Genomic DNA, 14312 nt, shown 5'->3' with positions numbered 1-14312 from the left:
CAACGCCGTCCGGGTTTTTCGCGAGACGGCACGAGGGGCATACGACAGGAGGGGACATGCAGCGCTGCAGGGTACTGGTGATCAACGATTACGCGCACATGGGCGGCGCGGAAGTGGTCTATCAACAATCGGCCGAGCTGTTGGGCACGCTGCCCGGCGTCGAGGTCGAGCGTTTCGACGATAGCCAGTTTTCCGCGCGCTCGACGATGCTGTCGCGCTCCTGGAACACGACCGCCGCGCGCGCGCTCGAAAAGGCGCTGCATCGTTTCCGGCCGCATCGGCTGATGGTGCACAACTACCACAACGTGCTGTCGCCTTCGATTCTCAGCGTGATTGCGCGGCACGAGCGTCAGTTCGGTTATCGCGCGTATCACACCTGCCACGACTATCACCTCGTCTACTACAACCCGGCGCTGCAGTACTTCGACAAGGATAAGCGTCCGATCATTCTGCCGCTCGACGTGCTGCGCACACGCGCGGTCTTCACGTTGCGGCCGACGCCGAAGGGCCTCGTGCACGATCTGATGACGAAGGCGTGGTGGCACGCGGTGCGCGCGGCCTATCAGCCCGCGCGCGTGTTCGACAGGATCTTGTGCCCGAGCCTGTTCATGCAGCAGGCGCTGCATCGCGTCGGCATCGAGAATACGGTCATCGTGCACAATCCGTCGGCGGTGCCGAGCGCGATGCCAATCGTCACGGTGCGTGACAAGGAGCGCTTCAACCTCGCGTTCGTCGGACGGATCTCGCCGGAGAAAGGCCTGCTGCAATTTCTGACGCTCTGCGAGGCGACGGGCTTCGAGCGCATCAATTGCATCGGCGTGTACGGCGACGGCCCGGACCGCGCGGCGATCGAGCAGCGCTACGCGTCGCTGATCGCACAGCGCAAGCTGATCCTGTTCGGCACGATGCCGCAGCAGCAGTTGTTTCCCGCCATGCGCGAGTTCGCCGATGCGGTGGTCGTGCCGTCGGTGGGCGCGGAGAACGCGCCGCTTGTCGTGATCGAGGCGGCGATGCTCGGTCTGCCGGTGCTGGTTCGCGATGGCGGCAGCATGGCGGTGACCGCGGAATCGGTCGGCAACAAGATCAAGTTCAAGTTCGAACCGGGCAGCCTGAAACAGGCGCTCGGCGAACTCGCCATTCATCTGGCCGATGAGCACAGAAAGTACGACGTCGAAGAATATCTGCCCGAGCATTACGCGCGGCGTCTGGCTGAAATCATGCACATCGGCGAAAGTTCGACGCACGTCGCGCCGTCGCGCCGTCGCGCGCGCTATGCGGATAATCCGCGTCCGGCGCCCTGAAAATAGTCGGCGCTGATTGTGGCAAACGGCGTGTATATCCGTGCCGTTATCGTCGCTTTAAACACGTGTTTTTTATCGCGTGATTTGTCTGAAGCAATCCTGCAGCAATCGGCTTTTGTGTGCGCTGCCGAACGTTGTAAGGACGGGCTCTCTGAATATTATGATCGCCAAGGAAAGGCATTTTATCGAGCGCTGAAGCGCGTGGCTCGACAGAGCAAACGAGGCCGCGGTGACGGCGCGGAGTTGGCGATGACCGGCTCAATCGGTCGGCGAAAAAGCCAGACTCATCAGAACAAAAGCATGTGCATGTCGTGAGCGTTTGCGTGGAAAAACGGCGGACGAGACGCGGCTAATCGGGGAATCTTCGCGACCGGGCCCGGCAGTCAGTTCAAACCAAACAGGAATGTGGCCGCAAGCGGCCACATCGGCGATACGGGGGGTCCAGACGGTGATGCGCTACAACTCAGCGCACGCTGTACGGATCGGCGGTCTCGGGAGACGCGTAGGTCTGGTCTGAATTCCACAAATCGCTGCCGTAGGGGTCCGCTGAGTTCTTGCCGCGGACAGGCTGTGCAACGCTTGTACGTTTCTGCTTCGGAAGGCTGTTCTTGGTTTGGGTGTACACGTTGGGCGCGACATAGCGGTTCTTTTTAGCGTACGCGAAATCCGACGAGGAGCCGTAGAGCGTGGTGGAACTGGCCGCATGAGGCGTCATCGCGTCGAGTTGCGAGTGTTTGGCGACATAACTCGGCGCATAAGCCGAAGAGGCGGCGGACACGATGCTCTGGGCGTAACCCACCTGGGCGCTCAGCAAGACGGGCATGACGGCGGCAAGAAGTTTTTTCATTTCGGTATCCGTAAGAAAGCATGTGGTGCGATATTAGGGAAAAGAGCCGACCTCGCATAGGCGCTGTTACACACAAAGGTAGCCGATGTGGCGTCAATCAGCTACCCCCGTCCGATCGAGGCGGTCAGCTCGCTGGACACAGGCGTGACTGGATGCGGCGACGTGCCGGTCCCGGCGCCGGGAACAAGTGGCAAACCGTCGAGACTTTGGGAGAACTCGCATGAACCAAAGCAGTGCACCATTCGATAGCCGCAACAACAACAGCGAACATGCGCCGGCAGGCTTCGCGAATTATCTGGATGCGCTGTACGACAATCGCAAGCTGATTGCCATCACGACGGCCATCGCGGTGGCGCTCGGCATCGCTTATTCGGTGTTCTCCGAACCCGTGTATCGCGCGGACATTCTGGTGCAGGTCGAGGAGAACGCGGGTACCTCGTCCAGGAGCGTGATCGGCGACGTGTCCGCGATGTTCGACGTGAAGACCGCGACGTCAGGCGAGGCACAGGTGATCGGCTCGCGCATGGTGGTGGGCCGAGCGGTCGACAAGCTCAATCTCGACATTGAAGCGGCGCCGCGCTACTTCCCGCTGTTCGGCCGCTGGCTCGGCCGTCATTCCGATCATCTGTCGACGCCGGGACCGCACGGCTACGTGTACGGCAACGAGCGCATCACGGTGTCGAAATTCGATGTCCCCGAAGAGCTATTCGACCGTCCGTTCGTGCTGAAGATGGGCGAGGGATCGAGCTACGAGCTGCAATACGGCAAGCTGAAGCTCGAAGGCACGGTCGGCCAACCGCTGAGCGCGACGACCAACTACGGGCCGCTCACGCTCGTCGTCGACCGGATCGAGGCGAATCCCGGCGCGACCTTCGAAGTGCGGCGCCAGTCCGCGCTGACGACGACCGAAAAGCTGCGCAAGGAACTGACGATCTCGGAAAAAGGCAAGGAATCGGACATCCTCGGCGTGTCGCTCGAAGGCAGCGATCCGAAGAAGATCAGCGCGATTCTCGCGACCATCGCTGGCGAATACGTGAGCCAGAACCTGAAGCGCAAATCCGAGGAAGCGGAGCGTTCGATCCGTTTTCTCGAAATACAGCTTCCGGAAATGCGCCAGCAGCTTTCCGCTTCGGAAACGCGCTTCAACGACTTCCGCGCGAAGCATGGCACCGTCGATCTCGGCGAGGAAGCGACCAACCTGCTGCAGTTGTCGGTTCAGGCGCAGACGCGGCTCGCGGAACTTCAACAGAAGCGCAATGAACTGCTGACGCGCTTCACCGAGCAGCATCCGGCCGTGCAGTCGGTCAACGCGCAGTTGCATGCGGCGCAACAGGAAGCGAAAGATCTCGCGAGCCGGACCCAATCGCTGCCGCCGCTCGAACAGAACGTGCTGCGTCTGCAGCGCGACGTGCAGGTCGGCACCGAGCTCGATACGTCGCTGCGCAATACGCTCGAACAGCTGAAGCTGATCAAGGCGGGTAAGTCCGGCAACGTGCGCATCGTCGACGGCGCCGTCGCGCCCGATACGCCGGTGCGGCCCAAGCCGCTGCTGATCATCATCGGCGCGTTGATGCTGGGCGTGTTCGTCGGCTCGGTGATCGCGCTCGTGCGTCAGCGTCTGTTCGACGCGATCGACGATCCGTACGAAGTCGAGCTGCGCACCGGTTTGCCGGTCTACGCGAGCGTGCCGTTCAGCCGTCAGGAAGAGCGGTTCGCACACAGCCGTCGCCGTCCGGAATCGAAGGCGCTCGTGCTTGCGGGCGAAGCGGTGATCGATCCGGCCATCGAAAGTCTGCGTGGCTTTCGCACCGCGCTCGAATTCACGATGACCAAGGCGCGCAACCATATCGTGCTGATCACGGGCCCGACGCCGGGCATCGGCAAGTCGTTCGTGTCGCTGAATCTCGCCGCGGTAATCGGCGCGACCGGCAAGCGCGTCCTGCTGATCGACGGCGACCTGCGTCGCGGCTTCCTGCATCGGCATCTCGGCGGCGATCGCGGTCCCGGCCTCACCGATCTGATCCAGGGCGCGTACCGTCCCGAGGAGCTGATTCGCGCGACCCGTTTCCAGGGTGTCGACTTCATCGCGAGCGGCCGCCAGGTGGCGAGCCCGAGCGACGTGCTGTCGAACACACGGCTCGAAGCGGTGCTGCGCCAGGTCGCGACCGGCTACGACGTCGTGCTGCTCGACGGACCGCCGGTGCTGCTCGCCGCGGATGCGGTCCGGCTCGCCTGCGTGGCAGGTACGACGTTCTTCGTCGCGCGTCAGGGTGTCACGGGCATCGGCGAGCTGCGTGAGTCGGTCCGCCAGATGCAGAAGGTCGGCCTGCCGGTGCGCGGCGTGATCATGAACGGACTGCGGATGCGGCCGGGACGCTACAGCTACGGTTACGGACGCTATCGCTACGCGGCCTACATCTACAAACCGTACGACAGATAAGCCCGGGCGCCTGGTTCGCGACGCGCCCGCGGTGCGGGGCGTAGCGCCCGACTGGACCGATCAGAACACCAACATGGCAATGCGAAGGGATCTTACGGCCGCGCCTGCCGAGCGCACACCGTACAGGCAAGGGACTACTCGGATGAAACAGCTATTTGTCACGCCGTTTCTGCCTCAGAAAAACGCGCCGCAAGCTGGCCACCGTTTGGCCTACGACTACCTGATCAAACTGAGCGCGGAATCTGAGCTCGACGTGCTGATCGTGTCGCGCGTGCCGGTCGACGAAAAAGCCGTCGAGTTCCGCGCGAACGTGCGCAACGTGTACATCCAGTACGTGAGCCGGTTCGACCTGATTCCGTCGTTCCTCGCGAATCCGCTGACTTTTTCACCGCGCCTGTTCTCGCGCTATAAACCCGCGATCGGTAAGTTCCTCTGCGAGCTCGTCGACAGGAACCGATACGACACCGTGCGGCTCGAGTTCTCGCAATGCTTTGCGTATGCCCAGAATCTGCGCGACCGTTTCCACGACGGCGTGAAGATCGTGATGTGCGCGCATGACTTGCAGATCCAGGTCATCTTGCGCGTCAAGTCCATCGAAGGATGGCTGTTCACCCGGCAGACCTTCATGCTCGAGCAGCGTCTGCTGAAGCTGGCCGACAAGGTGCTCGTGCTGTCCAGCAAGGACGCGCAGCTGATCAACGGCCTGTACCCCGGGGTCGGCACCTTGCAGGTCGTGCCGATCTCACTGCCGGCGTTTCTGAAGGAAGTGCGGCGCTCGAAAGACACGGTCGAGAAAGGCAACATCCTGTTCTGGGGGGCGATGCAACGCCGTGAAAACGAAGAAGCGCTGCTCAATTTCATCGACACGATTTTTCTGCCGCTGCGCCGGCGCGGCCTGCAACTGAAGCTGTTCGTGGTCGGCTCCGATCCGAGCGACCGCGTAAAGCGCCTGAATGGCGACGATATTTGCGTGACCGGCTTCGTCGAAAATCCGGGCAAGTACTTCGAGTCCGCCGATATCGGCGTGGTGCCGCTGCTGTCGGGCGCCGGCGTCAAGCTCAAGACGCTCGAAATGCTCGCGGCGAAACTGCCGGTCGTCTCGACGCCGCTCGGCGCGGAAGGCGTCGAACACGACGGCACCTTGCTCAACGTCTGCGAAATCGATGAGTTCCAGGACGTGATCGAGCGCATCTACCGCGGTGATCCGGTCAACGTCAACGCCTCCGTGGCGTATCAGGCCTGACGCCATGATCGCAACCATCGCCTATCTGCTGGCCGTCGTACTGTGTGCCTCGCGCGGCGTGCTCGAGTATCTGATCGGCAAGGACGCCGCCTATCTGATCCAGGTCGGCGGCATCGTCGGGTTGCTCGTGTGGTACATCTCGCCGACGGCGATCGCCGCTTACTTCCGCGACGAAGGACGCCTGTCGTTCGGCTTTCTCGTGGGCATGCTGTTCTCGACCGGGCTGTCGATCGTCGCGACGCTCGCGCTCACCGGTGAGTTCGGGCCGTCCTATCTGTTCGTCTTCATCTTCACGCTGTTCATCTACTTCTACGCGATCTCGAACTATCAGAGGCGCTTCGTGCAGCCGCGCGTCGCCTATGCGGGGCTCGTGCTGATCGCGCTGATCGAGGCGGGTGTCGCGCTCGCGCAGCAGCAGAACGTCTTCCCGATCGATCTGCCCGGCGCGACGTACGGCTTCGACAATCTGCGCGCGCCGTCGCTGACCGGCAGCTATCTGCACTACCCGCTGTTCGTCGCGATTGCCGCGTCGCTGTGCGGCGTCGACTATCTGGTGCGCAGGAACGTGCTGTCGGGCCTCGCGTGCGCGGTGCTCAGCTTCGCGATTTTCTCGGCGCTGTCGCGCAGCGGCATGCTGATCATTCTCGGCACGTTCGGGCTCGCGTTCGTGCAGGCGCCGATCCAGTTCATCACGAGAAACGCGAAACTGATCGTTGCCACCGTGTTCGCGACGATGGCAATCATGATCTTCGGCGTCGCCGTGAGCAGTCAGAACGATAGTGTCGTCAACGTCGGCACGGAACGGATGATGGGCGCGACCGATCTGCAATCGGACGGCAACGACGGCCGCACCGAAGCATGGGAAAAGGCCAAGTCGCTCGTATTGCCGGTCAACGTGATCGCCGGCACGTACTTTGGGCTCGTCACGAACTCGGCACCCGAGCCGGTGAAACAGGAGTTCGGCGTCGTCGAATCGAGCGTGCTGCAGCAGATTCTGAATATCGGCCTGATGGGCGCGATCTTCTATTACGGCGTGCTGATATCGGTGACGAAACTCGCGAGCAGCGCGAGCCGGATTTCGTTGTGCATGTGGGCCGCTTTATTTCAAACGCTCTTCTATCAATCGATCGAAGTGATTCCGTTTGTCTTCATCCTGATGACATTGCCAGTGTTCGATTACGTGGGCGGACCGCGTCCAGACAGCACGTAGCGAACCGGAAGGCAGTGCGCTCCAGATCGTCTGCATCGCGCGGACGAGCAGTGGGTAGTCGGTAGTGCGCGCGAACAGCGCGAAGCAAGGTGCAAGAACCAGAAAGCCGTGTTTGGGGGTAATTCCACGAACACCTGATGTAAAGCAGGAGGTGGGGATGAACCTGAAGGGAATGTTTAGCGTGGTGATCGTCAATTACAACACGCCAAAACTGGTCGGAAATTGCGTGCGCTCCGTGCTAGAACTTTCGATTGCGGATAAGGAGGACATCGTCGTGGTGGACAACGCTTCACCCGACAATTCGTTTTCCTATCTGAGGGAGACGCTTCCGACGGGAGTGAGGCTCGTCAAAACGTCGATCAATCGCGGCTTCGGAGCCGGCGTCAATTTCGGCATGGTCGGTTGTCTGCGCGAACTCGTGCTCGTGCTGAACCCGGACACCTATTTCGTCGATACATCGCTCGAAAACGCGGTGCAGTTGTTCAGAACGGAGAAGGATGTCGGCCTCGTCGGTCTCGATCTGGTCTATCCGGATGGCGAGCGGCAGTTTTCCGCGCGGCGCTTTTATTCGGTGCTCGACATACTCGGCCGGCGTTCGCCGCTCGGGCGGCTCGGCGCGTTCAAGCGCCGCATCGACAACCACATGATGCGCGAAGCGTGGGCCGCGGGCACGCCGTTCGAGGCCGACTGGGTGCTGGGCACGGGCTTTATCGTGCGGCGCGCGCTATTCGGCGAACTCGGCGGCATGGACGAGCACTTCTTTCTCTATATGGAGGACGTCGATTTTTGCGCGCGCATCTGGCAGGCGGGCTACCGCGTGCTGTGCGTGCCGGGCGCGCGACTCACGCACGAGCATCAGCGTGCGTCGGCAGCGGGCTTCCTGAGCAAGGCGGGGCGCCGGCATATGAACAGCTTGTGGCGTTTCAGCCGCAAGTATCGTGTGCCGCTGTTCAGACCGCCAGGCGTGCAGGGCCTGAGTCGCAGCGCGAAGGCGCGTGCGGTGCCGGTCCCCATGACCGTGAGCGCGCGTCCGGCGGCCGCCGAGCAGGGGCAAAGCATCACGGTGGACTGATGCCTGTCGATGTCTCGACGTGAAAAAAGAACGGAGTAACGCAATGGGGGAGGGCTAGATGAAAACCCGGCGACAGGCGCTCAAGACGTTCCTGCTCGGCGGCCTGGCCGGGGCCAGTGCAAGCACAGCCGATTTGGGCATCGCGCGCGCGACGGGGCACGCGCTGCGCGAGCGCGGCGCGTTCGCGAGTATGGGCAACGGCGCCGGCGACGGCGCCGGCGGCATCCTGCGCGTCGCCGCGTCCGTGCCCGAGCGCGCCGCATCGGAACCGGTTGCGCCGAGCTATCTGAAGACGCTCAGCGATATCGTCGCGGGACTCGAGGTCAGCGTCGCGCGCTTCGTCGATCCGCACCGGCTGGCGGCGATCCAGCGCGGCGCGTCCGGTTACGACTGCGGCGCTGAACTCAGGCAAGCGTTCGCGAGCGGTGCGCGCGGGTTGTATCTACCGCGCGGCATCTGGCGTTACACCGGCGACCTGGCCACCGCGAACGGCTCGAGACTGCGCGGCGACGGCGGCGGCGAATACGTGGTGATCACCGACATCGCGATGGGGGCGACCGTGCTGGAGAGACAGGACTCGGGCGGCCCGAGGTCGGCGGCGCTGACGCTGGGCGACTCGGCGTTCGTCGAGCATGTGCAGGTGCGGCCCGCGCATTACGACAAGGTCATCTACTACCTCGCCAACTATCCGGCGCACACCGGCAACACGGCGATCGGCATCCACTTCGGTACGTCGGCCGGGGCTAGTCATTGCACGGCGATCGGATTTTCGCGCGCGGGCTACGAACTCGGCGTCACCTCGACGCTCGAGCGCTGCTATGCGTACATGTGCGAGCGCGGCTTCTACGCGACCGAGCACACCGACGGCTCGCTGATCAATTGCATCGGCATGTTCTGCCATACGGCCGGCGCCGATATCGTCGACAACTTCTGGCAGGTGATCGGCGGGCGCTGGGAATGGAACGCGCGACACGGCGTGATTCTCGGCGCGGAGTCGCTGATCGTCGGCGCGGTGTTCGATCGCAATGGCTTTGCCGGCGTCTATATGAAGAGCGGCAACTGGGGCAAGGTGGTGAACGGCAATTACTTCTCGCGCAACGGTTGCGGCGGCGACGGCAAGATCGGCCGCTGGAAATTCTCGACGCGCGGCCATCCGTCGTACCTCGATGTGCCACCCGGTCAGAGTTGCCACATCCTGATCGATTACCAGCAGGCGGCGACGATCGTTGGCAATCGCTACCGTCCCGGCCAGGACGACGAGAACGCCGGCTGCGACGGCCCGCAGTTCGTGTACGGCAGCTCGACCGCGCCGGGCAGCACACCGCTCGACGGCATCACGATTCAGGGCAATTTCGGCGATCGCGCGGGCGACACGATAGTCGGTTACGCCAAGGCGTATCCGGGCGGCGGCGCGATCGCGGGCGGCAAGGACGCGAGCCTCGTGCATGCGCTGAATCTCGGCGTTGGCTACGAACGCGGCGGCGTCGCGGCGGCGCTGCATTGCGGAAACCAGACCGTGTCGCAGGAGACGACGCGCATCGCGATCAACGTGCTGCGCTCGACCTCGGGCCGCGTGGTGTTGCGCGTGGCGACACGCGGCCATGCTCTACTCGCCGAAATCCTGTTCGCAACCGACGCAACCGATGCCAACTACAAGACCGTGGTAAGCAATCTGATCGGCAATGCGGTGAAGAGCGCGGTGTTGAACGCAAATGGCGAAGACGATCGCTACAACAAGATCGATATCGCACTAAGTGAACCTGCTTTCGTGTCGTACTCTGTTTTTTCGACGTGAGTTTTAACCGCCTACTGCAAACAGGACGATTGTGTCGACGAGAAACGTCATCATCGCGCTGTATTCGGTGTACGCATTGAACTACGTGCTGCCGCTCGTTACGTTGCCGTATCTGTCGCACGTACTTGGGCCGGCCGGGTTGGGCGTGATCGGTTACGCGCAATCGATTTCGCAGATTCTTCTCGTCATCGTCGACTTCGGCTTCGGCCTGTCGAGCGCGCGCAAGGTGGCGGTGCACATCGATAACCCGGAGGTCGTGAACCGCATCTACTGGTCGACCACGATCGGCCGCGCGATTCTCGCGTTGCTGTGCTCGCTGGTGCTGGTCGGCTGGGCCTTCGCCGCGCACATGTCGCCGCAGGAGCGCGGTGCGACGCTGCTGGGCTCGCTCGTGATCTGGGGCGGCGTGCTGACGCCCGGCTGCTTCTACGAAGGCACGCAACGCCTGCCGGTGCTCGCGGGCACGCTGCTCGCGACGCGCGTGGGTCTGCTGATTCCGCTGTTCCTGTTCGTGAGGACTCGCGACGACGTGATGCTCGCGGCCGCTTTGCAATATGCGCCGACCTTCGTGTGCGGCGTGATCCTGATGGGCGCGCTGATCTGGAAGCGCGAGATCCTGCTGAGCGTGCGGGTCAGTTGGGCCGACGTGATGGCCGAGGCGAAAGAGGCGTATCACATCTTTCTCGGTTCGGCGCTGACGTCCGTGTACATGTACGCGAACGTGATCATGCTGCGCATGATCAGCGGCCCGGGCGCGGTCGGCTATTACGTGGCGGCCGAGCGACTCACCAACGCGCTACGCGCGTGCACGGCGCCGGCCATCCAGGCGTTCTTTCCGAAGATCTGCGTCGCTTACGAGCGCAACGACATCGCCTATATCCACAAGGTCAACCGCGGCTTCATGGTCGCGTTCGCGGCGTCGGCGGTGCTGATTCTGGTCGGCTTTACGGTGCTCGGCGAATGGTTCGTCGGACGTTTTCTCGGCGAGGCGTTCGGCGAGACGTTCCGCATTTTGCGCATTCTCGTGTTCGTGCCGGCGATCGTCGGCATGACGACGACCCAGGTGATGCTGACGATCATCGCGTCGGGCAATCAGTCGTTGCTGAAGCGGATCTATATCTACGGCGCGCTGTTCCATCTGGTGCAGGCACCGATCAGCATCTACTTCTGGGGCGGTGTCGGCACCGCGTGCTCGGTGGCCGCCACCGAGCTGTTCATGCTGATCGGCGTGTACAACGTGTCGAGCCGAATCAATCACGGCCAGATCGCGGTGCGCGCGCAGACGACGATCAAGCAGGAGATGGCGGCGGAGAGAGATTAGCCGCGAGGATGGACAGCGGGATCGAATGGCCGCGGCGCGCGTCGTGAAGACTTTGCGCGTCGCGGCCTTGTTGCGTCAGCGCCGCGCGTTCGTTTCGCGCGTTCACTGCGAGGGCTTACTGCGCGGTAGACAGACCGGTTACTTTCGCGTTGCGCAGATACAGCACCGTCGACAGCACGACCGCCGCGGCAGCCGCGATCGCGGCAAACAGGAACACCGAGCCGTAACCGAACTCGCCGGCGATATACCCCGCCAGCGGCCCGGTAATGCCGAGCGACAGATCGAGAAACACCGAGTACGCGGACAGCGCCGCGCCGCGGCTCGCCGGCGGCACGAGCCCGACCGCCTCGACGCCGAGCGCCGGAAACACCAGCGCGAAGCCAAAGCCGGTCAGCGCGGCGCCCGCGAGCGCGATATGCGGCTCGGGCGCGAGCCACAGCATCAACAGACCCGCGCATTCGAACAAGAACGACGCGATTGCCACACGAAAGCCGCCGTAGGTCTTGATCGTGTTCGCGAACAGCAGGCGCGCGCCGATGAACAGCGTGCCGAACAGCGTCAGCGACAGCGCCGCATTCGGCCAGTGCTTCGCCGCATAGAACAGCGTGATGAAGGTCGCGATCGAACCGAAGCCGGCCGAGCCGAGCGCGAGACCTATGCCGTGCGGCAGCACGCGCGTCAACACGCTGCGATACGACATCCGCTCGCCGTGCACGACCGGCACCGGCGCGATCAGACGCGCGAGGTAATAGCCGAGCCCCGCGAGCGCGATCACCAGAATGCCGAGCGCGGTAAAGCCGATCGAGCGCGAGATCATCACGCCGAGCGGTGCGCCGATCGCGAGTGCGCCGTAGGTCGCGATGCCGTTCCACGAAATCACGCGGGCGTTGTTGGAGGTGCCGACCCGGCCGATTCCCCACAGGATCGCGCCGGTGCCGCACAGGCTCTCGCCGAAACCGAGCACGAGCCGGCTGCACACGAGCAGTGCGAGGCTCAGCCCCGGCCAGCGACCGGTCAGCGCGGCGAGCAACAGCAGCACACCGCTCGCGCCGCAGCCGAGCAGACCGATCGACACCGTGCGCTTCGGCCCGAGCGTATCGGCCGAGCGGCCCGCGAGCGGCCGCGACGCGAGCGTCGCGAGGTACTGCACGCTGATCGCCGCGCCGGCCAGCACCGCGCTGTAGCCGAGGTCGCCGTGCACATAACCGGGCAGCACCGCGAGCGGAATACCGATCGCGAGGTAGCAAAGAAAGGTGAAAAAGACGACCGGAATGATCTGAAGGGTCGTCGCAAATTCGCTGCGGGCGGACGCGGAGTCGGTGGACATCGGGAAAACCAGACTTGAATTCGGCGGGAAGGCGTGATTCTCCCATGGAACCGATTCCCTTGCAGGATTTGCTTAAAAATGGGACGAATCAATGGCGGGTCATATCGCGCGAACAATATGTCCCCCATGCGATTCAGGCTATGGGTTAGGTTTATTGACGGTGATAGCTTTCAAACCATCGACGCGGCGTGTCCGCGCAAACACGCAACAGACGAGAGCACCGAGACATGACCGAGCCGATTCGTTTCTATCACCGCAACGCGATCCGCGAAATCGAGGACGCGCCCGTCACCCGCACGGTGCTGCAGTATCTGCGCGAGGACGCGCATTGCACCGGCACCAAGGAGGGCTGCGCCGAAGGCGACTGCGGCGCCTGCACCGTCGTGATCGGCGAGCGCAATCCGGCGGGCGGCGTCGAGTTCAAGGCGGTCAACGCCTGCATCCAGTTCGTGCCGACCCTCGACGGCCGCGCGCTCTTCACGGTCGAAGACCTGCGCCAGCCGGACGGCTCGCTGCATCCGGTGCAGCAGGCGATGGTGGACTGCCACGGCTCGCAGTGCGGCTTCTGCACGCCGGGCTTCATCATGTCGATGTGGGCGCTCTACGAGAAGCACGGCCACGAGCATGGCTGCGCGAACCGCACGGTGCCGTCGCGCGAGGCGATCGGCAATGCGCTGACCGGCAACCTGTGCCGCTGCACCGGCTACCGGCCGATCGTCGACGCGGCCGAGCGCATGTTCGACGCGCCCGCGCCGCAAGCGCCAGTCGACGTAAAGGCGCTCGCCGACACGCTCGCGACGCTCGAACGCCGCGACACGTTTCAGTACGAGCACGCGGGCCAGCGCTTCGCCGCGCCGCGCACGGTCGCGGCGCTCGCGCGGATCAAACAGCAGGAACCGGCCGCGCGCCTGCTCGCGGGCAGCACCGACATCGGCCTGTGGGTCACCAAGCAGATGCGCGAGCTCGGCGACCTCGTCTACGTCGGACAGATCGCCGAGCTGCAAAAGCTCGAAACCAATGACGACTGGATCGAGATCGGCGCCGGCGTCAGCGTCGAAAAAGCGTATGCCGAGATCGCGAAGCAGTACCCGGAGCTGACCGAAATGTGGCAGCGCTTCGCGTCGCTGCCGATCCGCAATGCCGGCACGCTCGGCGGCAACATCGCGAACGGCTCGCCGATCGGCGATTCGATGCCGGGGCTGATCGCGCTCGGCGCGCGCGTGATCGTGCGTGGCGGCGACATCGAGCGCGAGATGCCGCTCGAAGACCTGTACCTCGCGTATCAGCAGAAGGACATGGCCGGGCACGAGTTCGTCGTCGGCCTGAAGGTGCCCGCGCGCGGCGGGGCGCGCGCGAACCTGCGCTTTCGTACCTACAAGCTGTCGAAGCGCTTCGATTCGGATATCTCGGCCGTCTGCGCGGCGTTCTCGTTCATCGCCGACGGCGACGCGATCCGCGAGCCGCGCATCGCGTTCGGCGGCATGGCCGCGACGCCGAAGCGCGCGCTCAATGCCGAAGCCGTGCTGCGCGATGCCGAATGGCACGAGGCGACCGCGCAGGCCGCGATGCTCGCGCTGGGCACCGACTACGCGCCGCTCACCGACATGCGCGCGAGCAGCGACTACCGCCTCGAAGCGGCGAAGAACACGCTGTACCGCTTCTGGCTCGAAACGCGCGCGCGGCAGCCGCTGCCGAAGAGCGCGCTCGACGTGCGCGCGGTCGCGCCGGCCGGCGCGAGCGCCTGAGCGCCGCGCGT

Annotated in this window: 10 protein-coding genes; 8 read left to right on the top strand and 2 right to left on the bottom strand. The window is 63.8% G+C overall.

The genetic code is table 11. The features are described 5' to 3' along the window. Positions 1–56: 56 nt before the first annotated feature. The gene (locus HWY30_RS18405; RefSeq protein ID WP_090803212.1) at positions 57–1301 is read left to right on the top strand and encodes a glycosyltransferase; all 1245 of its coding nucleotides are present in this window, start codon (positions 57–59) and stop codon (positions 1299–1301) included. A 463-nt stretch (positions 1302–1764) separates the two neighbouring features. Here the strand turns inward: HWY30_RS18405 and HWY30_RS18400 are convergent, their stop codons facing one another. Beyond that, entirely contained in the window at positions 1765–2148 is a 384-nt protein-coding gene (locus tag HWY30_RS18400) for a hypothetical protein (protein WP_090803213.1), read from the bottom strand. 220 nt (positions 2149–2368) lie between these two features. On the opposite strand from HWY30_RS18400, the gene HWY30_RS18395 reads away from it, so the two are divergent. From HWY30_RS18395 to HWY30_RS18370, 6 genes are all read left to right on the top strand, one after another. Next, positions 2369–4588, top strand: coding sequence for a GNVR domain-containing protein (locus HWY30_RS18395; protein ID WP_090803215.1), 2220 nt, complete (start codon positions 2369–2371; stop codon positions 4586–4588). A gap of 142 nt (positions 4589–4730) precedes the next feature. Then, complete coding sequence (locus HWY30_RS18390) at positions 4731–5831, top strand: glycosyltransferase (RefSeq protein ID WP_090803216.1); 1101 nt, start codon at positions 4731–4733, stop codon at positions 5829–5831. Positions 5832–5835: 4 nt separating this feature from the next. Next, positions 5836–7041, top strand: coding sequence for a hypothetical protein (locus tag HWY30_RS18385; RefSeq protein WP_090803218.1), 1206 nt, complete (start codon positions 5836–5838; stop codon positions 7039–7041). A gap of 157 nt (positions 7042–7198) precedes the next feature. Further along, positions 7199–8113 (top strand): glycosyltransferase family 2 protein, encoded by a 915-nt coding sequence (locus HWY30_RS18380; RefSeq protein WP_090803220.1) that lies wholly within the window; start codon positions 7199–7201, stop codon positions 8111–8113. Positions 8114–8171: 58 nt separating this feature from the next. Then, positions 8172–9908: a hypothetical protein gene (locus HWY30_RS18375; protein ID WP_090803221.1), complete on the top strand. Its 1737-nt coding sequence runs from the start codon at positions 8172–8174 to the stop codon at positions 9906–9908. A gap of 31 nt (positions 9909–9939) precedes the next feature. Then, positions 9940–11229, top strand: a complete 1290-nt coding sequence (locus tag HWY30_RS18370) for an oligosaccharide flippase family protein (RefSeq protein ID WP_090803222.1) — start codon at positions 9940–9942, stop codon at positions 11227–11229. Between the two features lie 115 nt (positions 11230–11344). Here the strand turns inward: HWY30_RS18370 and HWY30_RS18365 are convergent, their stop codons facing one another. Beyond that, the gene (locus HWY30_RS18365; RefSeq protein ID WP_090803223.1) at positions 11345–12556 is read right to left on the bottom strand and encodes an MFS transporter; all 1212 of its coding nucleotides are present in this window, start codon (positions 12554–12556) and stop codon (positions 11345–11347) included. Between the two features lie 227 nt (positions 12557–12783). Between HWY30_RS18365 and xdhA the strand changes: the two genes are divergently transcribed. Beyond that, positions 12784–14301, top strand: coding sequence for a xanthine dehydrogenase small subunit (gene xdhA / locus HWY30_RS18360; RefSeq protein ID WP_090803225.1), 1518 nt, complete (start codon positions 12784–12786; stop codon positions 14299–14301). Positions 14302–14312: the final 11 nt, after the last annotated feature.

The sequence above is a fragment of the Paraburkholderia tuberum STM678 genome (assembly GCF_902833905.1).
In the GTDB taxonomy this organism is placed as follows: Bacteria; Pseudomonadota; Gammaproteobacteria; order Burkholderiales; family Burkholderiaceae; genus Paraburkholderia; species Paraburkholderia tuberum.
The sequence above is the reverse complement of the archived record's forward strand: the minus strand, read 5'-3'. Positions and strand labels throughout refer to the sequence as shown.

Excerpts from the sequence above, each read along its gene's own strand:
- HWY30_RS18405 (WP_090803212.1), top strand. The coding sequence starts at position 57 with ATGCAGCGCTGCAGGGTACTGGTGATCAACGATTACGCGCACATGGGC.
- HWY30_RS18400 (WP_090803213.1), bottom strand. The coding sequence starts at position 2,148 with ATGAAAAAACTTCTTGCCGCCGTCATGCCCGTCTTGCTGAGCGCCCAG.
- HWY30_RS18395 (WP_090803215.1), top strand. The coding sequence starts at position 2,369 with ATGAACCAAAGCAGTGCACCATTCGATAGCCGCAACAACAACAGCGAA.
- HWY30_RS18390 (WP_090803216.1), top strand. The coding sequence starts at position 4,731 with ATGAAACAGCTATTTGTCACGCCGTTTCTGCCTCAGAAAAACGCGCCG.
- HWY30_RS18385 (WP_090803218.1), top strand. The coding sequence starts at position 5,836 with ATGATCGCAACCATCGCCTATCTGCTGGCCGTCGTACTGTGTGCCTCG.
- HWY30_RS18380 (WP_090803220.1), top strand. The coding sequence starts at position 7,199 with ATGAACCTGAAGGGAATGTTTAGCGTGGTGATCGTCAATTACAACACG.
- HWY30_RS18375 (WP_090803221.1), top strand. The coding sequence starts at position 8,172 with ATGAAAACCCGGCGACAGGCGCTCAAGACGTTCCTGCTCGGCGGCCTG.
- HWY30_RS18365 (WP_090803223.1), bottom strand. The coding sequence starts at position 12,556 with ATGTCCACCGACTCCGCGTCCGCCCGCAGCGAATTTGCGACGACCCTT.
- xdhA (WP_090803225.1), top strand. The coding sequence starts at position 12,784 with ATGACCGAGCCGATTCGTTTCTATCACCGCAACGCGATCCGCGAAATC.